Here is a 25,134-nt window from a genome sequence, read left to right as displayed (position 1 = left end):
GAGTGCGCAGCGCCGCGCCCGGAGCCCCCAGTACGGCATCGGTTCAGGCCCCCGGGACGGGGTACTGCCCGGACCAGCCGGTCACCTGGGGCTCGGGCAGGCCGGCGGCCCGGGCGAGCTCGATGTCGAGGGCCTCGCGGCGGATCCGCTGGTCGATGTAGAGCAGCACGTTGACGGCGGCGGCGAGCGGGAAGGTCAGGGTGGAGACGATCGTCCCGGCGATCGCCATCACCAGCAGGCCGAGCGGCGGCATGGTGCTGGTGAACGGGTCGCCGGAGGCGTTGATCGAGGGCCCGCCGGAGATCACCACGGCGATCACCGAGAACGGCACGCTGATCATCCCGGCGGCGATCGTGATGATCACCCGGGTGAGCAGGTTGATGCCGAACAGCCGCCACCAGGCGCCGCGCACCAGCCGGGCGGAGCGGCGCAGCGACGTGGTCACGCCCTGCCGCTCCAGGACCAGCGCGGGTGCCGCGAGGCTGAACCGGATGCCGAGCCAGGCCGTGAACGGGAGGCCGGCCAGCACGAGCAGGGCGCCGATGCCGATCAGCAGCGGGTCGGCGTCGTAGACGAGGCCCAGGACGAGCGTGATGGCGCCCGGGAACATCGGGGCGGCCGCGATCAGGCCGGAGAGCAGGGTCACGCCGGTCAGCGCGAGCATCCGCGGACGGGCGGCGGCCCAGGCCTCCCGCAGGGTCACGCCCTGCCCGAGGACGGCCTTGCTGACCACCAGGGTGAGCATGCCGACGGCGACCACGCCGAGCAGCAGGTCCAGCGGCAGGCCGATCGCCAGGGACAGCAGGTCGGAGAGGCTGCCGGGGTGCTCGTACGCCCACCAGCCGGCCAGTGCCTGCACCAGCTGCTGGACGACGGCCAGGCCCAGTGAGAGCCCCAGCGCGGTGCGCCAGTGCCGGCGCACGGTGGTCACCGCGCCGTCGAGGACCTCGCCCACGCCGAGGGGACGCAGCGGGACGACGCCGGGCTTCGGGCTGACCGGCGCGGCCCAGCCGCCCGGCCCCCAGCCGCCGGGCGCGCCGTACGGGGCTCCCGGGCCCCAGCCGGGACCGGGAGCCCCGGGGCCGCCCGCCCCCGGGCGCCGCCGTCCGGGCCCTGGCCCTGGCCGGGGATGCTGCCGTACGCTCCGCCGTACCCGCCGTCGTGGGGCCCGGCGCCGCTCGGTGCGGGGCCGCCGACCGAGCCCGGCTGAGGTCCGGCCGGCGGCCGGACGTCGTCGCGGGGCGGTTCGGACGAGCCGGGAGAGGCCCAGCCCGGGGTGTCGGTCATCAAGGCTCCTTGGCGGGCCCGGGCGCTGTCGCCCGCGGCACCGGGAGTTCGGGGCGGCATCGGTCGGGTACGGCGGGACGGTCGTGGGTCGCCGCTGTGCCGCCCATCGTGCCATGGTGGGGCCGAGGGCCCCAGGGGTATCCCGTTGCTGATCGACAACGGTCGGCGGAGCTGCTCTGAGCAGCGGTTTTTGCGGCGCTATGCCCGGTTCGAAGGGTGCGGCGACGGACGGTCTGCGGCAGCTGTGCGGCAGGTCACAATCGGGTAATGAGAAGATGGAGACATGAAGGGACGTGTCCTGGTCGTCGATGACGACACCGCACTGGCCGAGATGCTCGGCATTGTGCTGCGTGGTGAGGGTTTTGAGCCGTTTTTCGTGGCAGACGGGGACAAGGCGCTGGCCGCGTTCCGCGAGACCAAGCCGGATCTGGTGCTGCTCGACCTGATGCTGCCCGGCAGGGACGGCATCGACGTCTGCCGGCAGATCCGGGCGGAGTCCGGCATCCCGATCGTCATGCTGACCGCGAAGACGGACACCGTCGACATCGTGGTCGGCCTGGAGTCCGGCGCCGACGACTACGTGACGAAGCCGTTCAAGCCCAAGGAGCTGGTGGCCCGGGTCCGCGCGCGGCTGCGCCGTGCCGAGGAGCCGACGCCCGAGCAGCTGACCATCGGCGACCTGGTGATCGACGTGGCCGGTCACTCCGTCAAGCGGGACGGCCGGGGCATCCCGCTGACCCCGCTGGAGTTCGACCTGCTGGTCGCGCTGGCCCGCAAGCCCTGGCAGGTGTTCACCCGCGAGGTGCTGCTGGAGCAGGTCTGGGGCTACCGGCACGCCGCCGACACCCGGCTGGTCAACGTGCACGTCCAGCGCCTCCGGTCGAAGATCGAGAAGGACCCGGAGCGCCCCGAGATCGTCGTGACGGTGCGCGGTGTCGGCTACAAGGCCGGGCCCAGCTGACGTGACGCGGTACGAGGCTGACGACTCCCCGTCGGGCACCGATGCCGGCGGGGAGGCTGCTGTGCGCGGCGACGTGCTGAGTTCCAGCACGCGCGGACGCACGTCCCGGCGCTGGCCGGCCGCGCTCTGGTCGGTGCCCGCCCGTCAGCTGCGCCGGCCCCTGCGCCGGCTGCTCGCGCTCTACCGCCGCTCCATCCAGCTGCGCGTGGTCGCGGCCACCCTGCTGCTCTCGGTGGTCGTGGTGCTGGTGCTCGGCGTGGTCGTGGTCGCCCAGGTCCGGACGGGGCTGCTCGACACCAAGAAGCACGCCGCGCAGGGCCAGGCCCTCGGCGGCTTCCAGATCGAGCAGGACAAGATCAACGAGGCGATCAACCTCCAGGCCAAGGCCGGCACCGGCAACGACCCCACCCGGGACGAGATCGGCACCTGGCTGATCAAGCAGGTCTCCGACCTGGCCAGCGGCGGCACCGGCGTGTACTCGGTGGTCGCGCTCGTCCCGTCCACCGGCGGCCAGGAGAGCGCGCCCAGCGCCGCCCTGCGCGGCGCCTGGTACTCCGGCAACATCGTCCCCGGCTCGATCAGCCAGGAGCTGCGCGACCAGGTCGCGGGCGAGCCGACCGTCCCGCACCAGCAGACCACCACCATCCAGCGCAGCCCCGACGACGGCAGCCCGCCCTACACCGAGCCCGGCCTCGTCATCGGCAAGCAGTTCAGCGGGCCCGACGGCACCCCCTACCAGCTCTACTACGTCTTCTCCTTCGGCCAGGAGACCAAGACCCTCGGCCTGGTCACCGGCACCCTGGCGACCGCCGGCGTGTTCGTGGTGATCCTGCTCGGCGGCATCGCCTGGCTGGTCGTGCGCCAGGTGGTGACCCCCGTCCGGATGGCCGCCGGGATCTCCGAGCGGCTCGCCGCCGGACACCTGGAGGAGCGGATGAAGGTCACCGGGACGGACGACATCGCCCGCCTCGGCGAGTCCTTCAACCGGATGGCCAACGCGCTCCAGGCCCAGATCCGGCAGCTGGAGGAACTCTCCCGGGTGCAGCGGCGCTTCGTCTCCGACGTCTCGCACGAACTGCGCACCCCGCTGACCACCGTCCGGATGGCCGCGGACCTGATCTACGACAGCCGCGAGGACCTCGACCCGATGGCGGCCCGCTCCGCCGAGCTCCTCCAGGACCAGCTGGACCGCTTCGAGTCGCTGCTCGCCGACCTGCTGGAGATCAGCCGCTTCGACGCCGGCGCCGCGATCCTGGACGCCGAGCCGGTCGACCTGCGCGACATCGTGACCCGGGTCGTGGAGTCCGCCGACCCGCTCGCCCAGGCCAAGGGCTCCGCGGTCGTCATCCGCGGCGCCGAGAAGCCGGTCGTCGCCGAGGTCGACTCGCGGCGGATCGAGCGGATCCTGCGCAACCTCGTCGTCAACGCCCTCGAACACGGCGAGGGCCGGGACATCGTCGTCCGGCTCGGCACCGGCGAGGGCGCGGTCGCCGTCGGCGTCCGCGACTACGGCATCGGCCTCAAGCCCGGCGAGGCGTCCCGGGTCTTCCACCGCTTCTGGCGGGCCGACCCCTCGCGGGTCCGCACCACCGGCGGCACCGGCCTCGGCCTGTCCATCGCCGTCGAGGACGCCCACCTGCACGGCGGCTGGCTCCAGGCCTGGGGCGAACCCGGCGGCGGCTCGCACTTCCGGCTGACCCTGCCGCGCACCCGCGGCGGCGAGATCATCCGGGCGCCGTTCCGCCTGGAGCCCGACGACTCCCGGCACAACCGCGGCCTGGCCGCCACCGGCGCCCCCTACCGCCGGGCGCTGCGCCCCGGCGGTGCCACCGCCCTCGCCACCGCCGACGGCGGCCCGGCGCAGGACAGCCCGGAGACCCCGGAGACCGGCCCGTCCGGCTTCGGCAGCGGGCTCGGCGGCGTGCTGTCCATCGGCCCCGGCCTCGGACGGCAGCCCGCGGCACCGGTCGCCGACCCCTCGGACGTCCGGACGCTGGCCTCGGGATACGGTGCCACCGGGGCCCAGGTCGTGGTGGACCGCGGACCGGCCCGCCCGCTCCCGTCGCAGGACGGGGCGGACACCGCCGACACCCGGACGGAGGGGCCGCAGCGTGCCAAGGACGAGCAGCGTGAAGGCTGACCTGCGCTCCGCGCGGGTCCTCTGCGCCGTTTTCGCCGTACTGCTCGTCGCCGGCTGCGCGGCGATGCCCTCCGACGGGCCGCCGGAGCGGGTGGACGTGCCGCAGGGCGCGGGCGCGGAGAACCTCCAGGTCCGGGTCTTCCCGGTGCCGCCGCACAAGGGCGAGGACCCGCTCGACCTGCTGGCCGGCTTCCTCGACGCCTCCAACGCGGACGAGGTGAAGAACTACGACACCGCCCGCAAGTACCTCACCGCCGACGCCGACAAGCGCTGGAACCCGGAGGCCGGGGTCGTGGTGCTGGCCGCCACCCCGCGGCGGGACACCGCCGTCAGGGGGCCGACAGCACCACGATCACGGTCAGCGGCGCCAAGGTGGCCGAGCTCGACGAGGCCCGCTCGTACCGGGTCTCCGCCGACCCCTCGTACCAGCAGAAGTTCACCTTCGTGAAGCAGACCGAGGGCGCCGACAAGGGCGAGTGGCGGATCGACCGGCTGCCGGACGGCCTGATCGTCGACCAGACGAACTTCAAGAACGCCTACCGCGCCGTCCACCGCTACTTCTTCGCCTCCTCCGACCCGTCGGCGGAGGGCGCGGCCGCGGCCGCGGCGGTGATGGTGCCGGACCCGATCTACCTGCGCCGCCGCACCGACCCGCTGACCGCTGCCGCCAAGGCGCTGGTGGCCGGGCCGTCCCGCTGGCTGGCCCCCGCCGTCCACACCGCCTTCGACGGCGTCCGGATCGAGGGGGCGTCACCGTCAGCGACAGCGGCGTGGCCTCCGTCCGGGTCGACGTGCCGGACTTTGCCGGGCGGCAGACCGCCTGCACCCAGATGGCGACGCAGCTCTACCACACCCTCGCCGACCAGCAGGCCAAGGGCCAGCTGGACCGGCTCGACCTGGCGGGGGTCAGGGGCGGCTGCTCGCTGACCGCCGCGCAGGCCGCCGACTCGGCACCCGGCCAGCTGGCCGGGACGGCCGCCGGCTCGCAGTACTACCAGGTGGAGGGCGGGCAGCTGTTCCTCGCCCAGGGCGACACCCCCGGGCACCCGGTGCCCGGGCCGCTCGGCCAGGCCGGACCGGTCAAGATGGGCGAGCTCGCCGTCCGCCGGGACGGCGGCGCCGCCGCGGCCGTCGGCACCGACCGCCGCACGCTGTACGTCACCGGCCTCGCCGAGGGCGACCGGCTCGGCGACCCGGTGGCCACCGGCCCGAGCGGGGCGGGCGGCCCGACCCTCGCCTCGCCGAGCTGGGACGGCCGGCAGAACCTCTTCCTGGTCGACCGCGACCCCCAGCACGCCCGCGTCCTCATGGTGCGGGACCGCAAGACGGTCACGGCCGACGTCGAGGGCCTCGCCGGCCGCACGGTGCAGAGCCTGCGGGTCTCCTCGGACGGCACCCGGATCGCGCTGGTGCTCAAGGACGCCTCGGGCGGCTGGTCGCTGCAGATCGGCGTGGTCGTCCACGACGGCTCGCCGACCTCGCCGCGGGTGCGGATCACCGGCCTGCGGCCGCTCGCCCCGCTGCTCACCGACGTCGCCTCGGTCTCCTGGGCCGACACCGACCAGTTGCTGGTGCTCGGCGCGGAGCAGGACAAGCTCCAACTGGTGCACTACGTCGGCACCGACGGCTCGCAGGCCAGTGACTCGCCGCTGCAGGGCGGTGAGTCGATGACCGCGGTGTCGGGCACCGAGAACCGCACCGGTGAGACCGTCCCGCCCGTGCTGGCGGTCTCCGGGGACCACCGGATCTTCCGTCTGCAGGGCAACCAGTGGCGGGAGTTCGTCCTCCAGGGCCACCAGGCGGTCTCCTTCGCCTACCCGGGCTGAGCCCCGCCGCCCGGCCCGTGCGGACGGCGCCGGACGGTCGCGGCCACGGTCGCGGCCGCCCGCGCCGGGCAGCCGGCTTCGTGCAGGGCGCGCGCGGCGTCGGCGAGGCTGGCGCCGGTGGTCACCAGGTCGTCCACCAGCACGACCGGCCGGCCGGCGAGCCGACCGGTGCGGCCGGGGGCGACGCCCAGCGCACCGTGCAGGTTCCGGCGCCGTTCGGCGGCGCCCAGCCCGGCCTGGTCGTGGACCGGGCGGACCTGCCGCAGGACGGGCAGCGCCCGGGCGGGCAGGCCGCCGCGGCGCAGCTCGCGGGCGGCGGCCCGGGCCAACCGCAGCGTCGGGTCGTGGCCGCGGGCGCGGACGGCGGCGCGCGCGGACGGCACCGGGACGAGCAGCACGGGGCCCGACCGGGGCGGCGGGCTGCCGACGGCGGTGCGGACGGCGGCGGCCAGCGCCGAGCCGAGCGGGCCGGCCAGGCCGAGCGCACCGCGCTCCTTGTGGGCGATGAGCAGGCGGCGCACCGGCCCGGCGTAGGGCGCGGCCGCGTACACGGGCGGCAGACCGGCCGGGCGGGGCAGCGGGCCGGCGGCCCCCGGGGCCGCGGTGGCGAGCGCGGCCCGGCAGCGTGCGCAGAGCTGGGCGCGCCCCTCCCCGCACCCCGCGCAACGGGTGGGCAGCAGCAGGTCGAACAGGCACTGGGCGCGGTTCGGCCGGGTGGCGGAGGTGGTCACGTGGCCTCCCGTGGCGCGCCGCCGGTGCGGCCGGCCGGAGTGCGGATGATGACGGACGCGGGCTCTTGCCGCGGTACGGACTGAGCCATACGGTTGGCGCCCCGGCGCGTGTTGTCCAGAAGTTGGCCGGTGTTTCACCCCATGGGGGGTAAACAGTGGGGAACAGCTGTGCAGCCGCCGCCGTCTCGCTACGTTGTTCGACTGGGGAGGCGGAATCCCCCGCAGAGGTGTTCCATAAGGCACACAGGGGGTTTCAGGCGCTCCTGGTGGGGAGGAAGTGAGAAGAGGGCCAGTCGGTTTCGCCGCTCCCGGCGAAGGCTGGGGGCGGGCGGTGGACGGCTGGTCCGGCTGGGTCTCAGTCCGGTCCGGGTGCGTTCCGGATCGGCGACAGCACAAGGGATCGGAGTTCTGCGTGGACATCGTCGTCAAGGGCCGCAAGACCGAGGTGCCCAAGAGGTTCCGCGAGCACGTGGCCGAGAAGCTGGAGAAGGTCCAGAAGTTCGACGGCAAGGTGATCAGCCTCGACGTCGAGGTGTCCAAGGAACACAACCCGCGGCAGGCCGACCGGTCCGAGCGGGTGGAGATCACTCTCCGTACCCGCGGCCCGGTGATCCGGGCCGAGGCCGCCGCCAGCGACCCGTACGCGGCGCTCGACCTGGCCTCGGCGAAGCTCGACGCCCAGCTCCGCAAGACCGCGGACCGGCGCCGGGTGCACAAGGGCGGCAATGGCCGCACCCCCGTCAGCGTCGCTGCGGCGACGGCGGCACTGGCCGCCCTCCCCGCGACGGAGGCGACCGAGACCCCGACGAACGGGGCGGTCCGCAAGACCATGATGGGATCCCTGGAGGTGGAGGGCGACGGTCCGCTCGTCGTCCGCGAGAAGACGCACCCCGCCGCACCGATGTCGCTGGACCAGGCGCTGTACGAGATGGAACTCGTCGGCCACGACTTTTTCCTGTTCGTGGAGAAGGACAGCGGCCTGCCGAGCGTGGTCTACCGCCGGCACGGCTACCACTACGGCGTCATCCACCTCAAGGAGGACGCGACCGCCGTGGGCGGCGGCGCCGGGGGCGCCATCAACGGGCCCGACGAGGACTGATCCCGTCCCCGTCGGAGATCCGACGCAGTGATCGACCGGGTGACCCCGGCGGCCGGGCCGCCGGGGTCACCCAGCTGGGCGGCCCGGTGTCGGAGGGTGATCAACCCGCCTGTCGTCATGGAATGATGGGGCCAGACATCGACCGGCGACCGGGGAGGAGCGGATGGGCGAGCCCATCAGCCGAGGTGCGGATGGCGGCCCGGGCGCGGGTGCGGGGTCGGGCAGCCCCCACCGGGTACGGAGCGCACCGTGCGGAGCCGATCAGGGTGCTGGTCGTCGACGACCACGCACTGTTCCGCCGCGGCCTGGAGATCGTGCTGGCCGAGGAGGAGGACATCACCGTCGTCGGCGAGGCCGGCGACGGCGCGGAGGCCGTGCTCAAGGCGGCGGACCTGCTGCCGGACATCATCCTCATGGACGTCCGGATGCCCCGGCGCAGCGGCATCGAGGCCTGCACCGCGATCAAGGACGTGGCGCCCAGCGCCAAGATCATCATGCTGACGATCAGCGACGAGGAGGCCGACCTCTACGAGGCGATCAAGGCGGGCGCCACCGGCTACCTGCTCAAGGAGATCTCCACCGACGAGGTGGCCACCGCGATCCGGGCGGTGGCGGACGGTCAGTCGCAGATCAGCCCGTCGATGGCGGCCAAGCTGCTCACCGAGTTCAAGTCGATGATCCAGCGCCGTTCCGACGACCGGGACTTGGTGCCCGCGCCGCGGCTCACCGACCGCGAGCTGGAGGTGCTCAAGCTGGTGGCCACCGGGATGAACAACCGGGAGATCGCCAAGGAGCTGTTCATCAGCGAGAACACCGTGAAGAACCACGTGCGCAACATCCTGGAGAAGCTCCAGCTGCACTCCAGGATGGAGGCCGTCGTCTACGCGATGCGCGAGAAGATCCTCGAAATAGGGTGACCGGTCAGGCCAGCGCCCGCTCCAGGGCGGGCCGCAGCCGCTCGTCCGCCAGCCGCTCGACGCGGACGGCGTCGCAGCCCACCCAGCCGGCCGCCTCGCGCAGTGCGGCGGCCAGCGGCGCCACGTACGCCGCGCCCTCCAGGGAGATCTGACGGGCCACCAGGGTGCGCCCCTCGCGGGCCGGGTCGACCCGGCCGACCAGTCGGCCGCCGGTGAGCAGCGGCATCGCGAAGTACCCGTGCACCCGCTTGGGCTTGGGGGTGTAGGCCTCCAGCCGGTGGGTCATCCCGAAGATCCGCTCCGTCCGGGCGCGGTCCCAGATCAGCGAGTCGAACGGGGAGAGCAGCGTCGTGCGGTGCCGGCCGCGCGGTTCGGCGGCCAGCGCCGCCGGATCGGCCCAGGCCGGCGCCGCCCAGCCCGCCACCGAGACCGGCACCAGACCGGACTCCGGCAGCGCCGCGGCCACCTGCTCCTTCCGCAGCCGGTGGTAGTCCATCAGGTCGGCCACGGTGGCCACCCCGAGGGCGGCGCCGGCCTGGCCGACCAGCCGGCGCAGGCACTCCGCGTCGTCCGGGTCCTGCGCGTACAGCCCGGCCGGGACGGCCTGCTCGGCCGCCTCGTACACGCGCTTCCAGCTGCGGCGCTCGGTGCAGACCACGTCGCCGAAGGCCAGCGCCTGCTCGACGGCGATCTTGCTCTCCGACCAGTCCCACCACTCCGACGTCCGCTTGGCGCCGCCGAGTTCGGTCGAGGTCAGCGGCCCCTCGCCGCGCAGCCGGTCCAGCACCTCGCGGTAGGTACGGTCGGAGACCTCGTGGCCGCCCCAGAGCCGCCCGCGGGAGCGGTAGGCGCGCCGCCGGAAGGCGAACAGCGGCCACTCCTCGATCGGCAGGATGCAGGCCGCGTGCGACCAGTACTCGAACGTCGTCTCCGAACCCCAGTAGGCGTGTTCGACGCTCGTACGCCCCACCGCGCCGAGCCGTGCGTACGGCACCAGTTCGTGCGAGCGGGCCAGCACCGAGATGGTGTCCAACTGCACGGCGCCGAGGTGCCGCAGCACGCCCCGGACGCCGGCCCGGCGGTCGGGTGCGCCCAGCAGGCCCTGGGCGTGCAGGGCGATGCGGCGGGCCCGGTCGGCGGAGAGCTCGGTGGTGTGCGGCGAGGTCATGCCGGGCAGCGTAGGCGGTGTCACCGACAGCCGTCGCCGTACCGGGGGAACCTCCGGGCCGCGCCGGGGTTGTGCAGGGCGAGGAGTCCGCGGCGATGACCGTTTTGCCCGGCGGCTGGTACTTCACCGTGCTTTGCCCCGGCGGGTGACACAGGAATACCGTGCTGACGGACCTCCCGGCGGCTTGGCCTCCTCGCATACGATGGCGCCGTACGGTGGGGTAGCTCTCGCCGAATGTCGTCCAGAGCCGATCCAGGCAAGGAGCCCGCTCAGTGTCCGTCTTCGACAAGATCTTGCGCGCAGGCGAAGGCAAGATCCTTCGCAAGCTGCAGCGGATTGCTGCCCAGGTCAACTCGATCGAAGAGGACTTCGTCAACCTCACCGACGACGAGCTGCGCGCGCTGACCGACGAGTACAAGGCCCGCCTCGCCGAGGGCGAGAGCCTGGACGACATCCTGCCCGAGGCCTTCGCCACCGTGCGCGAGGCCGCCAAGCGCGTGCTGGGCCAGCGTCACTACGACGTCCAGATCATGGGCGGCGCCGCGCTGCACCAGGGCTTCGTCGCCGAGATGCGCACCGGCGAGGGCAAGACCCTGGTCGGCACGCTGCCGGCGTACCTCAACGCGCTGACCGGCAAGGGCGTGCACCTGATCACGGTCAACGACTACCTCGCCGAGCGCGACTCGGAGTGGATGGGCCGGGTGCACCGCTTCCTCGGCCTGGAGGTGGGCGTGATCCTGGCGAACATGTCGCCGGCCGAGCGCAAGCGCCAGTACGGGATGGACATCACGTACGGCACGAACAACGAGTTCGGCTTCGACTACCTGCGCGACAACATGGCGTGGGCGCAGGAGGAGCTCGTCCAGCGCGGCCACAACTTCGCGATCGTCGACGAGGTCGACTCGATCCTGATCGACGAGGCCCGTACCCCGCTGATCATCTCCGGCCCGGCGGACCAGGCCACCAAGTGGTACAGCGACTTCGCCAAGCTGGTGCAGCGCCTCAAGATCGACCGCGACTACGAGGTCGACGAGAAGAAGCGCACCGTCGGCGTGCTGGAGGAGGGCGTCGGCCGCGTCGAGGACTACCTCGGCATCGACAACCTCTACGAGTCGGTGAACACCCCGCTGGTCGGCTTCCTCAACAACGCCATCAAGGCGAAGGAGCTCTACAAGGCGGACAAGGACTACGTCGTGATCAACGGCGAGGTCATGATCGTCGACGAGCACACCGGCCGCATCCTCGCGGGCCGCCGCTACAACGAGGGCATGCACCAGGCGATCGAGGCCAAGGAGGGGTGGAGGTCCAGAACGAGAACCAGACGCTGGCCACCATCACCCTGCAGAACTTCTTCCGCCTCTACGACAAGCTCTCCGGCATGACCGGTACGGGCACCACCGAGGCCGCCGAGTTCCACCAGATCTACAAGCTCGGCGTCGTCCCGATCCCGACCAACAAGACCCCCAGCGCATCGACCAGCCCGACCTGATCTACAAGTCGGAGCCGGCCAAGTTCGCCGCCGTGGTCGAGGACATCGCCGAGAAGCACGAGAAGGGCCAGCCGGTGCTGGTCGGCACCGTGTCGGTCGAGAAGTCCGAGTACCTCTCCCAGGAGCTGCGCAAGCGCGGCATCCCGCACGAGGTGCTGAACGCCAAGCAGCACGAGCGCGAGGCGCAGATCGTCGCCCAGGCCGGCCGCAAGGGCGCCGTCACCGTCGCCACCAACATGGCCGGCCGCGGCACCGACATCATGCTCGGCGGCAACCCGGACCACCTCGCCGCCGCCGAGCTGGCGCAGCGCGGGCTCAACCCGGAGGACACCCCGGACGAGTACGAGTCGGCCTTCCCGAGCGCCCTGGACAAGGCCAAGGAGGCCGTCAAGGCCGAGCAGGAGGAGGTCCAGGAGCTGGGCGGCCTCTACGTGCTCGGCACCGAGCGCCACGAGTCCCGCCGGATCGACAACCAGCTGCGCGGCCGCTCCGGCCGTCAGGGCGACCCGGGCGAGTCCCGGTTCTACCTGTCGCTCGGCGACGACCTGATGCGCCTGTTCAAGGCCGGCATGGTCGAGCGCGTGCTGTCGATGGCGAACGTGCCCGAGGACGTCCCGATCGAGTCGAAGATGGTCACCCGCGCCATCGCCTCCGCGCAGACCCAGGTCGAGCAGCAGAACTTCGAGATCCGCAAGAACGTCCTCAAGTACGACGAGGTCCTCAACCGCCAGCGCGAGGTCATCTACGGCGAGCGCCGCCGCGTCCTGGAGGGCGAGGACCTCCAGGAGCAGGTCGGCCACTTCATGGACGACACCGTCGAGGCGTACGTCACCGCCGCCACCGGCGAGGGCTTCGAGGACGACTGGGACCTCGAGAAGCTCTGGACGGCCCTCAAGCAGCTCTACCCGATCACCCTCGACCTGGAGGAGCTGGAGGAGGAGGCCGGCGGCCCCGCCGGGCTCAGCCCGGAGTTCCTCACCAAGTCCATCCAGGAGGACGTCCAGGCGCAGTACGGCGCCCGCGAGGACCAGCTCGGCGAGCAGATCATGCGCGAGCTGGAGCGCCGGGTCGTCCTGTCGGTGCTGGACCGCCGCTGGCGCGAGCACCTCTACGAGATGGACTACCTCCAGGAGGGCATCGCCCTGCGGGCCTACGCGCAGCGCGACCCGCTGGTCGAGTACCAGCGCGAGGGCTTCGACATGTTCTCCGCGATGATGGAGGGCATCAAGGAGGAGTCCGTCGGCTACCTGTTCAACCTGGAGGTCCAGGTCGAGCAGCAGGTCGAGGAGGTGCCGGTCGCCGAGGACGAGGTGTCCCTGGAGAAGGCCGACGCCCGCCCGGAGATCCGCGCCAAGGGCCTGGAGGCCCCGGCCCGCCAGCGCCTGCACTACACGGCGCCCACGGTCGACGGCGACGACACCGTCATCGAGGGCGACTTCGACGACGCCCCGGCCGACGAGGGCGACGGCCTGACCCGCGCCGAGCGCCGCAAGGCCGCCAAGTCGGCCAAGGGCCGCCGCCGCAAGGCCTGACCCGCAGCGACCCGCAGCACCCTGACAGGGCGCCGCTCCCACCCGGGGGCGGCGCCCTGCCGCTTCTCCGGCCCGGCCCGGCCGTCGCGGGCTCAGCGGGCCTCGACCGCCGCGCACTGCCACTGCTCCGTCCGGCGGTGCCGCTCCAACCGGAAGGCCACCATGTGGTGGCGCGGCCCGAACTCCACCCGCACGCACACCTCCAGCGCCCCGGGACCGGGCGCGGAGTCGTACACCCGCCCCAGCCGGGTCTGCGGCACCCGGCCGCGCGGGCGCAGCGGCCCGGACCGCACCAGCGCGGTGAGCTGCTGGTAGCCCTGCAGCGTGGTGTGCCGCTGCAGCTGGCCGACCGGGCGCGCCCCGGTCAGCACCTCGACCAGTCGGTGGGCGAAGCGCCCGGCCACATCGCCCTGTCCGGCGCCCTGCGAGGGCGTACAGGCCGCGCGCGGCCGGGCGGCCGGACGGCTGCCCCCGGGGTGGTGCGGAGCGGCCGGGACGGCGCCGTGGTGGCCTCCCGGAGACCGGGCGCCGCGGCCGGCGTGCGGTGTCCGGACGGGCCGCCGCGCCTGCGGATGCCCCGGGAGGTGCACCAGCGGCCGTACCAGGGGCGCCGCCTCGTGCGCGCGGTGCGCGGCGGGCCCGGTGGCGGCCGGGACGGCGCAGGCGGGCGCGGCGGACACGTCGGCGGGCTGCTGCTCGGCCATGGCGGGACTCCTGTCGGGCGGGGACCGGCGGTGCTGTCGGACCTTTGCTACCGGCGTCGCCGCGGCGGCTCAAGGACCCTGCGCCCGGCGTCGGCGGGTGGCGCCGGTGTCCCCTATCCGGATGACATCGCGTGCGGCGCCGGGCCGGTGCACGGGTGCCCGGCCCCACCGCGTTGACGTGCGAGGAGGGTGCGCGGTGCACGAAGGGGGACGGGAGGGCGCCGGAGAAATCCGCGCCGCGGCCCGGTTGCCCGGCCGCGTCTACCCCCGGGTAGGGCGGAGGATCCTGTCGGCTGGTCCTGTCGACGGACCGAGGGAGGCGGGCACGGCATGGTGACCCAGGTGTCCACCGGGGACGACCCGGTGGTGGCGGGCGGCGTCCGCGAGCCCCGGCGCGGGCTGGTGCTGGGCGGCGGCGGCATGCTCGGCGCCGCCTGGACGGTCGGCGCGCTGTGCGCCGTCGAGGAGGCCACCGGCTGGCACCCCGGCGGCGCCGAGGTGATCCTCGGGACGTCCTCCGGATCGATCCTCGGCGCGCTGCTGGCGGCCGGCGTCGACCCCGGCCAGCTGCGCGACCACCAGCGCGGCCTGCCGGTCACCGCGGGCCCGCTCGCCGGCGTGGAGTTCGACTACGACACGGCGGTCGGCGGTGCGCTGCCGCCGCGCCCGGGCGCCCGGATCGGCTCGCCCGGGCTGCTGCGCACCGCGGTGCGGCATCCGCGCGACTACCCGTTCCTGACCATGGTCTCGGCGATGGTGCCCCCGGCCGGGGCTCGGTGGCCCCGGTGGGCGACCTGGTGCGCACGCTGGGCGGCGACGGCGACGGCGAGGGGTGGCCACCGGGATCGGCGCTGCGGGTGGTGGCGGTCGACTACCGCAACGGCCGCCGGGTCGTCTTCGGCGACCAGGGGCGCCGCCGGCCGCGGTGGCGGAGGCGGTGATGGCGTCCTGCGCGATCCCCGGCTGGTTCGCGCCGGCCGAGGTGGCCGGCGCCCGCTACGTCGACGGCGGCTGCTGGTCGACCACCAACGCCGACCTGATGGGCGGCCGCACCCTGGACGAGGTGTTCGTACTGGCGCCGATGGCGCTGCGACTGCACCCGGAGGGCCGGGCCGAGCAGGCCCGGGGCACCGTGGCGGCGCTGCGCGAATGGCGCGCCCGGGACCGGCCGCGCGGGGTGCTGGCCCAGCTGGCCAGCCGCTACCGGCGAGCCGTCACCCGGCAGATGCTGCGCGAGGCACGCGAGCTGCGGGCCGCCGGTGTCCGGGTGCAGCTGCTCGCGCCGACCCTCGCCGACCTGGCCGTGATGGGCCCGAACATGATGGATCCGGCCCGCCGGGCCGAGGTGCTGGAGTCCGCGCTGCGCACCAGCCGGGACGCGCTGGCGGCCGTGCCCTGAACGGGCCGTGCGCCGAGCGGGCCGTGAGGTGATCACCCGGGGCCGTATCCTTGGGGCGCGGCCCGACGGCCGTACGACCGACCGAGCGGAGTGCCCCCGATGCGCGTGTACGTGCCCACGACCCTGGCCGTCCTGGCTGCGGCGCACCCGGGAGGCGTCCTGGAGCAGGTGGCGGCGTACGCCGTCACGCCGGCGCTGCGCGAGTGGTACGTCAGCGACGACATCGAGGAGCTGGAGTACGCCGCGCTGAACCGGGCCGGGCAGGCGTCGCTGCGGCTGCTGGCGGCCGACCCTGCGGCGGCCCGCCGCCGGGTCGTGGTGGCGGTCGAGGTCGCGGACTCCGCGGTGGGCGCGTTCGCCGGCGACGAGTACCAGGACCAGGCCTCGCTCGGCCGGGTGGTGCTGCACGGCCCGGTACCGCTGGCCAAGGCCGCCGCGGTGCACGCCGACGTGGCGGACGCGGACGTGGTCGCCGACGTGACGGCGGCGGTCGCCGCGATCGGGGCGGCCGACAAGGGCGACGAGGACGCCCAGTTCACCGTGGACGGGGCCGAGGACCACGAGCTGCTCTGGTTCGCGACCCAGGAGATCCCCAACCTGCTGGCCTGAGTGTCGGCGGCGACGGGTAGCGTGCCCGGGATGCGCACTCACATCGTCTGGGACTGGAACGGCACCCTCTTCCACGACATGGCGGCGGTGCTCGGCGCGAGCAACGCGGCCTTCGCCACGGTCGGGCTGGAGCCGCTGAGCCTCCAGCAGTACCGCGAGCTGTACGAGATCCCGATCCCGCGGTTCTACCAGCGGCTGCTCGGCCGGGAGCCGAGCCCGGGCGAGTGGGAGGCGCTGGACGGCGCCTTCCACGACCGGTACCGGGAGCTGAGCGTCGCCTGCGGGCTGACCGAGGGCGCGCCGGCCCTGCTGAGCGGATGGGGCGCGGTGCCCGGCCGCAGCCAGTCCCTGCTGTCGATGTACGAGCACGAGCGGCTGGTGCCGGTGGTGGAGGGCTTCGGGCTGACCGGCCACTTCGTCCGGGTGGACGGTCGCACCGGCGCCTCGGGCGGCCGCAAGGCCGGCTTCCTGGCGGCCCATCTGGCGGCGCTCGGCCCCGACCTGGACCGCTCCCGCACAGTGCTGGTCGGCGATGCGGTGGACGACGCCGAGGCGGCCCTGGAGTCCGGGATCGGGGCGGTGCTGTACACCGGCGGTTCGCACACCCGGGAGAAGCTGGCGGCGGTCGGCGTGCCGGTGGTGGACACCCTGGCGGAGGCGGTCGCCCTCGCGGAGCAGCTGGCCGCCTGACGGGCGGTCCACGGCCCGCCAGGCGTGTCAGCGACGCCCGGGCGGCCCGCTCCGGGGACTCTGGACCGATGTCCCGATCCGGAGCGGAGCCGCGATGCCCATCGACGCAGTGACCCAGGTGCCGACGCCCGCCCGCGAGCCGGCGACCGGACACCCGTCCGGCAGCGCCGCCCACGAGCGGCTGGACCGGAGGCTGGACGAGCTGGCGGGCGAGCAGATCCCGCTGCCGATGACCGTCGGCGGCGAGCAGCGCTTCGGTGGCGGCGAGCGGACGGAGGTCGTCCAGCCGCACCACCACGCGGCGCGGCTGGGCGTGCTCGGCAACGCCACCCACCAGGACGCGCAGCTCGCGGTCGACGCCGCGCTGGCCGCGGCGCCCGACTGGCGGGCGCTGTCCTTCGACGACCGGGCGGCGGTGCTGCTGCGCGCCGCCGACCTGCTGGCCGGGCCGTGGCGGGAGACGCTGACCGCCGCCACGATGCTCGGCCAGTCCAGGACGGCCGCCCGGGCCGAGGCGGACGCGGTGTGCGACCTGGCCGACTTCTGGCGGTTCGGCGTGCGCGCCGCGCGGCGGATCCTGGCGGAGCAGCCGCTCTCCCCGCCGGGGTCGTGGCGGCGCTCCGACCACCGTCCGCTGGAGGGGTTCGTCTGCGCGTTCTCGCCGTCCGGCTCCACCGCGCTCGCGGGGCACCTGCCGACCGCGCCGGCGCTGATGGGCAACACCGTGGTGTGGAAGCCCGCGCGGGCGCAGAGCTTCGCCGCGCACTTCCTGATGCGGCTGCTGGAGGAGGCCGGGCTGCCGCCGGGGGTGGTCAACCTGGTGACCGGCGACGGCCGGGTGCCGGCGGAGGTCGCGCTGGCGAGCCCGGCGCTGGCCGGTCTGCACGTCGCGGGCTCGGCCGGCACGTTCCGGGCGCTGTGCCGGACGGTCGGCGCCGCCGCCGGGTCCTACCGCACGTTCCCGCGGATCGTCGGGGAGGGCGGCGGCGGGGCCTTCCTGCTCGCGCACCCCTCGGCGGCCCCGGACGCGGTCGCCACCGCGATGATCCGGGGCGCGTTCGAGGGCCGGGCGTGCCCGGCGCTGTCCCGGGCGTACCTGCCGCGCGGCCTGTGGCAGCGGATCGGCCCCGAGTTCCTGGCCCGGGTGGACGAGCTCGCGGTGGGGGACGTCGGCGACCCGACCACCGCCATGGGCGCCCTGGCCGATGCGCAGGCCCACCGGCGGACGGTCGCCGCGATCGAGCGGGCCCGGCAGGACCCGCAGGTCACGGTGGCGGCCGGCGGGCAGTACGACGACGCGATCGGCTGGTTCGTCCGCCCCACCGTGCTGCGCTGCGACGACGGCCGCAACGAGGTGTTCCGCGCCGACCACGGCGGGCCGGTCCTCGCCGTCCAGGTGTACGAGGACACCGCGTGGGAGGAGGTGCTGGGACGGGTGGGCGCGGACGCGCCGCACGGGTCGGCCGGTTCGGTCCTCGCCCGGGACCGGTACGCGGTGGTGCAGGCGATGGAGCGGTTGCGGTTCGGCGCCGGCGACCTCTGCGTCAACGACCTGCCGGCCGGTACCGCGGCCGACCGGGCGGGCTCCGTGCAGGGGCTGCTGCGCTGGACGTCGGCCCGTTCGCTCGCCGAGACGTTCGTGCCGCCGGTGGATGACGTCCGGCCGCACCTGAGGTGACGGGGTGGAAACACCTGACAGGCGCTGACACGATGCATGCGCCCCGTTTGGACAACGTGTCCAGTAGTGCGGTGCCTTCCTGCGGGATTGCTCCTCTGTGTCCCCTGACACCTTCGTTTCATCCGGTTAGGCTGACTGGCGTCGCCGGGTTCGCCCCGCTGGCCAAACATCCTGTTGTACCCGGATGCAGCTCCGCTCATGCGTGCCACGAGCGGTTTTCGTCCAGGTGCTGCGGGAGGATTGCGGACAGGCCCGGCGGTGGACACCAGCCATCACCGAGTCACGCAACGGCGCGCGACAGGAGCCAAACAGTCATGCAGACCAAGCTGGACGCAGCCAAGGCCGAACTGCTCGCCAAGGCAGCAGCAGCCGCTGAGAACAGCCAGGTGGGGGAGCGGCGCCGGGAGAGGGTCTGAGCAACGGTGCTCTGACCGCGTACCTGCACCACTACTACCTCCACACCGCGCCCGAGGACCTGGTCCGCCGCGACCCGGTCGACGTGTACGGCGCGGCCGCCTCGCACTACCGGCTGGGGCTCAAGCGGCCCCAGGGCACCGCAGAGGTCCGGGTGCACACGCCGACCGTCGAGGAGAACGGCTGGTCCTGCGGCCACACCGTGGTCGAGGTCGTCACCGACGACATGCCCTTCCTCGTCGACTCGGTCACCAACGAGCTGACCCGCGTCGACCGCGGCATCCACCTCGTGGTCCACCCCCAGCTGGCCGTCCGCCGCGACATCACCGGCAAGCTGCTGGAGATCCTCGACATCGACGCCTGCTCGCGCAGCCAGGCCGCCGGGCAGGAGTGGCCGGCCGACGCCGTCGTCGAGTCCTGGATGCACATCGAGATCGACCGCGAGACCGACCGCGACGACCTCCGCGCCATCGAGGCCAACCTGCGCCGGGTGCTCGGCGACGTCCGCGAGGTCGTCGAGGACTGGTCCAAGATGCGCGACTCCGCGCTCCGGATGGCCGACGAGCTCGCCGAGCAGCCCCCGGCGCACCTGCCCGAGCAGGAGGTCGGCGAGGCCTGGGAGCTGATGCGCTGGCTGGCCGACGACCACTTCACCTTCCTCGGCTACCGCGAGTACGACCTCGTCGAGCACGAGGGCGAGGAAGTCCTGAAGGCCGTCCCCGGCACCGGCCTCGGCATCCTGCGCGCCGACCCGCTGAGCCACGACACGGACCACCACCCGGTCAGCGAGGCCTTCGGCCGGCTGTCGGCCCCCGTCCGCGCCAAGGCGCACGAGAAGAAGCTCCTCGTGCTCACCAAGGCCAACAGCCGGGCGACCGTCCACCGCCCCGCCTACCTCGACTACGTCGGCGTGAAGAAGTTCGACGCCAACGGCGAGGTCATCGGCGAGCGCCGCTTCCTCGGCCTGTTCTCCTCCGCCGCGTACACCGAGTCGGTCACCCGCATCCCGGTCGTGCGCCGCAAGGTCCAGGAGGTCGTCACCCGCGCCGGCTTCTCCGGCGAGAGCCACGACGGCCGCGACCTGCTGCAGATCCTGGAGACCTTCCCCCGGGACGAGATGTTCCAGACCCCGGCCGAGGAGCTCCAGTCCATCGCCACCAGCGTGCTCTACCTCCAGGAGCGCCGCCGGCTGCGGCTGTTCCTGCGCCAGGACGAGTACGGGCGCTACTTCTCCGCGCTGGTCTACCTGCCGCGCGACCGGTACACCACCCGGATCCGGCTGCGGCTGATGGAGATCCTCACCGAGCAGCTCAACGGTGACGCCATCGACTACACGGTGTACGCCACCGAGTCCGTGCTGACCCGCCTGCACTTCGTCGTCCGGGTCGCCCCCGGCACCGAGCTGCCCGCGCTCACCGACGCCGAGATCGAGCGGATCGAGGCCAAGCTCGCCGAGGCCGCCCGGTTCTGGATGGACGGCTTCAACGACCAGCTGCACGTCGAGCTGGGCGAGGAGCGGGCCGCCGAGCTCGCCCACAAGTACGCCAACGCCTTCCCCGACGGCTACCGGGCCGACTTCACCGCCCGCACCGCCGTCGCCGACCTCAAGCAGATCGAGGCGCTGCACGGCGAGGGCGACTTCCGGCTGAACCTGTACCAGCCGGTCGGCGCCGGCGACGACGAGCGCCGCTTCAAGATCTACCGCGTCGGCGGCCCGATCTCGCTCACCGAGGTGCTCCCCGTCCTCCAGCGCCTGGGCGTCGAGGTGCTCGACGAGCACCCCTACGCGCTCAAGCGCGCCGACGGCACCACCGCGTGGGTGGTCGACTTCGGCCTGCGGCTGCGCGAGTCCACCGAACTGACCGACGAGGCCCGCGAGCGCTTCCAGGAGACCTTCGCGGCCACCTGGACGGGCAAGGCCGAGAACGACGGCTTCAACGGCCTCGTCCTCACCGCCGGCCTGACCTGGCGCCAGGCCGTGGTGCTGCGCGCCTACGCCAAGTACCTCCGCCAGGCCGGGAGCACTTTCTCCCAGGACTACATGGAGGACGCGCTCCGCAACAACACCCACACCACCCGGCTGCTGGTCAACCTCTTCGAGGCCCGGCTCAGCCCCAGCCACCGGCTGGGCTCCGCCGAGCTCACCGAGGGCCTGCAGGAGGAGCTGGAGGGCGCCCTCGACGAGGTCGTGTCGCTGGACGAGGACCGCATCCTGCGCTCCTTCCTGCACCTGATCCGGGCGACCCTGCGCACCAACTTCTTCCAGCACGCCGACGACGGCGACTGGCACTCCTACGTGTCGATGAAGTTCGACCCGAAGGCCGTCCCCGACCTGCCGGCCCCGCGCCCGGCGTTCGAGATCTGGGTCTACTCGCCCCGCGTCGAGGGCGTCCACCTGCGCTTCGGCAAGGTCGCCCGCGGCGGTCTGCGCTGGTCCGACCGGCGCGAGGACTTCCGTACCGAGATCCTCGGCCTGGTCAAGGCCCAGATGGTCAAGAACACCGTGATCGTCCCGGTCGGCGCCAAGGGCGGCTTCGTCGCCAAGCAGCTGCCCGACCCGTCGGTCGACCGCGACGCGTGGCTCGCCGAGGGCATCGCCTCGTACAAGACCTTCATCTCCGCGCTGCTCGACATCACCGACAACCTCAAGGCCGGCGAGGTCGTCCACCCCGTCGACGTGGTCCGCCACGACGAGGATGACACCTACCTGGTGGTCGCCGCCGACAAGGGCACCGCGACCTTCTCCGACATCGCCAACGGCGTCGCCGAGTCCTACGGCTTCTGGCTGGGTGACGCGTTCGCCTCCGGCGGCTCGGCCGGCTACGACCACAAGGGCATGGGCATCACCGCCCGCGGCGCCTGGGAGTCGGTCAAGCGCAACTTCCGCGAACTCGGCGTCGACACCCAGTCCGAGGACTTCACCGTCGTCGGCATCGGCGACATGTCCGGCGACGTCTTCGGCAACGGCATGCTGCTGAGCGAGCACATCCGCCTGGTCGCCGCCTTCGACCACCGGCACATCTTCCTCGACCCGAACCCGGACGCCGCCGTCTCGTACGCCGAGCGCCGCCGGCTGTTCGACCTGCCGCGCAGCTCCTGGGACGACTACGACAAGTCGCTGATCTCGGCCGGCGGCGGCGTCTTCCCGCGCACCGCCAAGGCGATCCAGCTCTCCCCGCAGGTCCGCGAGCGGCTCGGCGTCGAGCAGGCCAAGCTCACCCCCGCCGAGCTGATGAAGGCCATCCTGCAGGCGCCCGTCGAGCTGTTCTGGAACGGCGGCATCGGCACCTACATCAAGGCGACCAGCGAGACCAACGCCGAGGTCGGCGACAAGGCCAACGACCCGATCCGGGTCAACGGCGCCCAGGTCCGCGCCCGGGTCATCGGCGAGGGCGGCAACCTCGGCTGCACCCAGCTCGGCCGCATCGAGTTCGCCGCCTCCGGCGGACCCGAGTCGACCGGCGGCTGGATCAACACCGACGCCATCGACAACTCGGCCGGCGTCGACACCTCGGACCACGAGGTCAACATCAAGATCCTGCTCAACCAGGTCGTCGCCGAGGGCGACATGACGGTCAAGCAGCGCAACGCCCTGCTCGCCGAGATGACCGACGAGGTCGGCCACCTGGTGCTGCGCAACAACTACGCGCAGAACGTCGTGCTGGCCAACGCGGTCGCGCAGGCCGTCAGCATGGTCAACGTGCACGCCCGCATGATCAACCGCCTGGAGGCGGACGGGCAGCTCGACCGGGCCCTGGAGTTCCTGCCCGCCGAGAAGCAGATCCGCGACCGCCAGCAGGCCGGCCGCGGCCTGTCCCAGCCCGAGCTGTCGGTGCTGCTCGCCTACACCAAGATCACGCTGGCCGACGAGCTCCTCGCCACCGACCTGCCCGACGACCCGTACTTCCGCGCCGCGCTGCACGACTACTTCCCGAGCGCGCTGCGGGCCGGTTCGCCGACGCGATCGACCAGCACCCGCTGCGCCGCGAGATCATCACCACCCTGATCGTCAACGACACGATCAACCGGGGCGGCTGCACCTTCGCCTTCCGGCTCCGCGAGGAGACCGGGGCGACCATGGAGGAGATCGCCCGCACCCACGCCGCGGCCCGCGCGGTCTTCGGCCTGGAGCAGCTCTGGGACGAGGTCGAGGGCCTGGACAACCAGGTCACCGCCGCGGTCCAGACCCGGATGCGGCTGCACGCCCGCCGCCTCGTCGAGCGCGCCACCCGCTGGATGCTCAACAACCGGCGCCAGCCGCTCGACATCGCCGGCACCATCGCGTTCTTCCACGACCGGGTCAACCAGGTCTGGGACAGCCTGCCCAAGCCGCTCCGCGGCGAGGACGCGGTCTGGTACGACTCGGTGTACGCCGAGCTCGCGGCCGCGGGCGTCCCCGACGCCCTCGCCACCCGGATCGCCGGCCTCTCCTCGGCCTTCCCGACGCTCGACATCGTCGGTGTCGCGGACCGCTCGCTGTCCGACGTGATGGAGGTCGCCGAGCTCTACTACGACCTCGCCGACCGCCTGCAGATCACCCACCTGCTGGACCGCATCATCGAGCTCCCGAGGACGGACCGCTGGTCCTCGATGGCCCGCGCCGCGATCCGCGAGGACCTCTTCGCGGCCCACTCGGCGCTGACCGAGGACGTGCTGGCCTGCGGCCCCGACGGCTCCCCGCCGGAGGACCGCTACAAGGCCTGGGCCGAGCTCAACGGCACCCTGCTGAGCCGTGCGAAGACCACGCTCGACGACATAAGGGGTTCCGACAACTACGAGCTGTCCAGCCTCTCGGTGGCCATGCGCACCATCCGCACCCTGCTGCGCACCACCCGCTGACCCGGCAGCTCCCCGCGAGGGCGGTACCGTCACCCGACGGTGCCGCCCTCGCGGCGTCGCGGGCGGCCGGTCAGACGCCCGCCGCCACCGCCGACGCCGCGCATCCCGCCGCGAGGAAGGCCGCCAGGAGCAGGCGCATCGCCCGGTTCACCCAGTCGAACTTCGCGTCGGCGATCTGCGCGTTCGCCCAGACCTGGGCGGTGATCTGCGCGGTGAGCGCGGACGGGTCCCCGAGCAGGGCGCCCAGTGGCTGCCCGAAGGTGTCCGCCGTCCAGCCGCCGCGCACGATGTGGCCGAAGTAGAGCAGGCCCGGCGCCGCACCCGTCCGGTGCCTGCGCGGATACAGCGCGGCCCCCGCGCACGCCGCGGCCGCGAGCGAGAGCGCGGCGGTGGCCACCACCGCCGCCACCGCCCAGGGGCCCGGCCCGGGGTGCTTGTCGACCAGGTTGAACAGCACCCCGCCGAGGACGCCGGCGGCCGCCAGCGCGACCCCCGCCTTGGTGTCGGCCTGGTTGATGGACGCCGTCACACCGTCCAGGATCCGCCACGCGCGGTCCACGCTGCCGCTGTCCGCCGTCGGCGCCCCCTGCACCGGCACCGCGCCGGCCGCCTGCGACTCCACGTGCATGTCGATCCCGCCTTCCCCGGCGGCGGCCGCCCTGGGCACCGCCGCTCCACTGTCGCCGTGGCCGCGCCGTCCGAGCGGCGCGACGTGCTGCACCGTACCTGCCCGGCGGGGTGTCCGGGGAACCTCCGGCGGCGGGCGGCGCCGGGCCCTCGGCCGGGCGGGAGGAGTTCCCGCGAGCGCCGGACCGATGAGTCGATGATGTGTCAGAGTTGGTGCTTCGCAGGACACTTGGTGGCCGAGACGGGGCTCTTGACATCCCCTCCCGAGGTTGCGGAGGACAGGCGCAGTGGCGGAGTGGGACCTTTCGTGGCCCGCCAGGAGCTTCCTGGCGACGATCGGGCCGCTGGCGGGCCGCGAGCTGCTCCGGCGGGGGCGCGAGCGGGCGTTCCGCCGTGGCGAGACCGTCCTGGACCACGGGAGCGACAGCAGGCACGTCGTGCTGCTCGTGTCGGGGCTCGCCAAGGTGGTCGGCTCGGCCGCACCCGGTCACGAGAGCGTCCTCGCCCTGCGGACCCGCGGCGACCTGCTGGGGGAGATGGCCTTCCTCACCGGGCTGCCCCGCTCGGCGCGGGTGGCCGCGGCAGGCCCGGTCCGCGCCCGCCTGATCTCCGCCGACGGCTTCGCCGCCTTCCTCGCCGAGCACCCCGCGGCGGCCACCGCCGTCGCGGAGACCGTCACGCACCGGCTCAGGAAGGCCAACGAGCGCCGCACCGAGTTCGCGGCCCTCTCGGCTGCCGCGCGGATCGCGCACGCCCTGGCCGACGTCGCCGACGTCTACGGCCCCGCTCCCGGCGGCGGCTGGGTGGTCGGGCCGGAGTGTACCCAGGCCGACCTGGCCTCGCTGGCCTCGGTGTCCGTCCGCACGGTGGAGAAGGTGCTGCGGGACCTGGAGGTGGCCGGCCTCGTCGAGCGCCGCCGCAGGGCCCTGACGGTCCGGGATCCGCGAGCGCTGAGAGAAGTCAAGGACTGAAACCGGCCTTTCCCGCCTGGACGGGAAAGGCCTCCACGACCACGTGGCAGCGT

Annotated in this window: 18 protein-coding genes and 3 pseudogenes; 16 read left to right on the top strand and 5 right to left on the bottom strand. The window is 73.5% G+C overall.

The genetic code is table 11. From position 1 onward, the window contains the following. Positions 1–43 precede the first annotated feature (43 nt). Positions 44–955 (bottom strand): DUF7847 domain-containing protein, encoded by a 912-nt coding sequence (locus ABEB13_RS16585; protein ID WP_345706131.1) that lies wholly within the window; start codon positions 953–955, stop codon positions 44–46. A gap of 615 nt (positions 956–1,570) precedes the next feature. Between ABEB13_RS16585 and mtrA the strand changes: the two genes are divergently transcribed. The 5 genes from mtrA to ABEB13_RS16560 all read left to right on the top strand — a co-directional run bounded on the left by mtrA (position 1,571) and on the right by ABEB13_RS16560 (position 6,214). Continuing rightward, the gene (gene mtrA, locus ABEB13_RS16580; RefSeq protein ID WP_033821070.1) at positions 1,571–2,248 is read left to right on the top strand and encodes an MtrAB system response regulator MtrA; all 678 of its coding nucleotides are present in this window, start codon (positions 1,571–1,573) and stop codon (positions 2,246–2,248) included. Positions 2,249–2,309: 61 nt separating this feature from the next. Continuing rightward, complete coding sequence (gene mtrB, locus ABEB13_RS16575; protein ID WP_380233101.1) at positions 2,310–4,388, top strand: MtrAB system histidine kinase MtrB; 2,079 nt, start codon at positions 2,310–2,312, stop codon at positions 4,386–4,388. Beyond that, a complete protein-coding gene (locus ABEB13_RS16570; protein WP_345706130.1) occupies positions 4,378–4,836 on the top strand; it encodes an LpqB family beta-propeller domain-containing protein in 459 nt (152 codons plus the stop codon). The genes mtrB and ABEB13_RS16570 overlap by 11 nt, the downstream gene beginning before the upstream one ends. Further along, positions 4,761–5,315 carry an LpqB family beta-propeller domain-containing protein gene (locus ABEB13_RS16565; RefSeq protein WP_345706129.1) on the top strand — a complete coding sequence of 185 codons (555 nt, stop codon included), beginning with the start codon at positions 4,761–4,763 and terminating at the stop codon, positions 5,313–5,315. The genes ABEB13_RS16570 and ABEB13_RS16565 overlap by 76 nt, the downstream gene beginning before the upstream one ends. After that, positions 5,219–6,214, top strand: coding sequence for an LpqB family beta-propeller domain-containing protein (locus ABEB13_RS16560; protein WP_345706128.1), 996 nt, complete (start codon positions 5,219–5,221; stop codon positions 6,212–6,214). Before ABEB13_RS16565 ends, ABEB13_RS16560 begins: the two co-directional genes overlap by 97 nt. On the opposite strand, the gene ABEB13_RS16555 is transcribed toward ABEB13_RS16560, so the two are convergent. After that, positions 6,202–6,945: a ComF family protein gene (locus ABEB13_RS16555; protein WP_345706127.1), complete on the bottom strand. Its 744-nt coding sequence runs from the start codon at positions 6,943–6,945 to the stop codon at positions 6,202–6,204. The two genes, ABEB13_RS16560 and ABEB13_RS16555, sit on opposite strands and share 13 nt — an antisense overlap. A 412-nt stretch (positions 6,946–7,357) precedes the next feature. On the opposite strand from ABEB13_RS16555, the gene hpf reads away from it, so the two are divergent. Both hpf and ABEB13_RS16545 read left to right on the top strand, forming a co-directional pair. Beyond that, positions 7,358–8,044: a ribosome hibernation-promoting factor, HPF/YfiA family gene (hpf, locus tag ABEB13_RS16550; RefSeq protein ID WP_345706125.1), complete on the top strand. Its 687-nt coding sequence runs from the start codon at positions 7,358–7,360 to the stop codon at positions 8,042–8,044. A 191-nt stretch (positions 8,045–8,235) separates the two neighbouring features. After that, positions 8,236–8,961 (top strand): response regulator, encoded by a 726-nt coding sequence (locus ABEB13_RS16545; protein ID WP_345706124.1) that lies wholly within the window; start codon positions 8,236–8,238, stop codon positions 8,959–8,961. A 4-nt stretch (positions 8,962–8,965) separates the two neighbouring features. Here the strand turns inward: ABEB13_RS16545 and ABEB13_RS16540 are convergent, their stop codons facing one another. Further along, a complete protein-coding gene (locus ABEB13_RS16540) occupies positions 8,966–10,129 on the bottom strand; it encodes a winged helix-turn-helix domain-containing protein (protein ID WP_345706123.1) in 1,164 nt (387 codons plus the stop codon). 272 nt (positions 10,130–10,401) lie between these two features. On the opposite strand from ABEB13_RS16540, the pseudogene secA reads away from it, so the two are divergent. After that, positions 10,402–13,150 (top strand): annotated as a pseudogene (gene secA / locus ABEB13_RS16535) (preprotein translocase subunit SecA). A 92-nt stretch (positions 13,151–13,242) separates the two neighbouring features. On the opposite strand, the gene ABEB13_RS16530 reads toward secA, so the two are convergent. Then, entirely contained in the window at positions 13,243–13,854 is a 612-nt protein-coding gene (locus ABEB13_RS16530) for an Rv3235 family protein (protein ID WP_345706122.1), read from the bottom strand. A 330-nt stretch (positions 13,855–14,184) separates the two neighbouring features. Here ABEB13_RS16530 and ABEB13_RS40585 point away from each other — a divergent pair. From ABEB13_RS40585 to ABEB13_RS16500, 7 genes and pseudogenes are all read left to right on the top strand, one after another. Next, a pseudogene (locus ABEB13_RS40585) lies at positions 14,185–14,421 on the top strand (patatin-like phospholipase family protein); the annotation flags it as partial. 218 nt (positions 14,422–14,639) lie between these two features. Next, positions 14,640–14,795, top strand: coding sequence for a hypothetical protein (locus ABEB13_RS16525; RefSeq protein WP_345706121.1), 156 nt, complete (start codon positions 14,640–14,642; stop codon positions 14,793–14,795). Continuing rightward, positions 14,795–15,253, top strand: coding sequence for a patatin-like phospholipase family protein (locus ABEB13_RS16520; RefSeq protein ID WP_345706120.1), 459 nt, complete (start codon positions 14,795–14,797; stop codon positions 15,251–15,253). The genes ABEB13_RS16525 and ABEB13_RS16520 overlap by 1 nt, the downstream gene beginning before the upstream one ends. Positions 15,254–15,352: 99 nt before the next feature. Beyond that, a complete protein-coding gene (locus ABEB13_RS16515) occupies positions 15,353–15,862 on the top strand; it encodes a DUF6912 family protein (RefSeq protein WP_100889957.1) in 510 nt (169 codons plus the stop codon). Positions 15,863–15,892: 30 nt separating this feature from the next. Next, positions 15,893–16,552, top strand: coding sequence for an HAD family hydrolase (locus tag ABEB13_RS16510; protein ID WP_345706119.1), 660 nt, complete (start codon positions 15,893–15,895; stop codon positions 16,550–16,552). Positions 16,553–16,652: 100 nt separating this feature from the next. Then, on the top strand, positions 16,653–18,230 hold the full coding sequence (locus tag ABEB13_RS16505) for an aldehyde dehydrogenase family protein (protein ID WP_345709695.1): 1,578 nt from the start codon (positions 16,653–16,655) through the stop codon (positions 18,228–18,230). A gap of 314 nt (positions 18,231–18,544) precedes the next feature. Then, a pseudogene (locus ABEB13_RS16500) lies at positions 18,545–23,483 on the top strand (NAD-glutamate dehydrogenase). A gap of 70 nt (positions 23,484–23,553) precedes the next feature. On the opposite strand, the gene ABEB13_RS16495 reads toward ABEB13_RS16500, so the two are convergent. Further along, entirely contained in the window at positions 23,554–24,204 is a 651-nt protein-coding gene (locus ABEB13_RS16495) for a Pycsar system effector family protein (protein ID WP_345706118.1), read from the bottom strand. A gap of 193 nt (positions 24,205–24,397) precedes the next feature. Here ABEB13_RS16495 and ABEB13_RS16490 point away from each other — a divergent pair, with 193 nt between their 5' ends. After that, complete coding sequence (locus ABEB13_RS16490) at positions 24,398–25,081, top strand: Crp/Fnr family transcriptional regulator (RefSeq protein ID WP_345706117.1); 684 nt, start codon at positions 24,398–24,400, stop codon at positions 25,079–25,081. The last annotated feature ends 53 nt before the right edge of the window (positions 25,082–25,134 follow it).

The organism is Kitasatospora paranensis (genome assembly GCF_039544005.1).
Lineage (GTDB): Bacteria > Actinomycetota > Actinomycetes > Streptomycetales > Streptomycetaceae > Kitasatospora > Kitasatospora paranensis.
This window is presented reverse-complemented; position numbering and strand designations above follow the sequence as displayed.

Bases quoted from the DNA above. Each gene is read 5' to 3' on its own strand.
- mtrA (WP_033821070.1), top strand. From the start codon at position 1,571: ATGAAGGGACGTGTCCTGGTCGTCGATGACGACACCGCACTGGCCGAG.
- ABEB13_RS16560 (WP_345706128.1), top strand. From the start codon at position 5,219: ATGGCGACGCAGCTCTACCACACCCTCGCCGACCAGCAGGCCAAGGGC.
- ABEB13_RS16545 (WP_345706124.1), top strand. From the start codon at position 8,236: ATGGCGGCCCGGGCGCGGGTGCGGGGTCGGGCAGCCCCCACCGGGTAC.
- ABEB13_RS16540 (WP_345706123.1), bottom strand. From the start codon at position 10,129: ATGACCTCGCCGCACACCACCGAGCTCTCCGCCGACCGGGCCCGCCGC.
- ABEB13_RS16530 (WP_345706122.1), bottom strand. From the start codon at position 13,854: ATGGCCGAGCAGCAGCCCGCCGACGTGTCCGCCGCGCCCGCCTGCGCC.
- ABEB13_RS16520 (WP_345706120.1), top strand. From the start codon at position 14,795: ATGGCGTCCTGCGCGATCCCCGGCTGGTTCGCGCCGGCCGAGGTGGCC.
- ABEB13_RS16515 (WP_100889957.1), top strand. From the start codon at position 15,353: ATGCGCGTGTACGTGCCCACGACCCTGGCCGTCCTGGCTGCGGCGCAC.
- ABEB13_RS16510 (WP_345706119.1), top strand. From the start codon at position 15,893: ATGCGCACTCACATCGTCTGGGACTGGAACGGCACCCTCTTCCACGAC.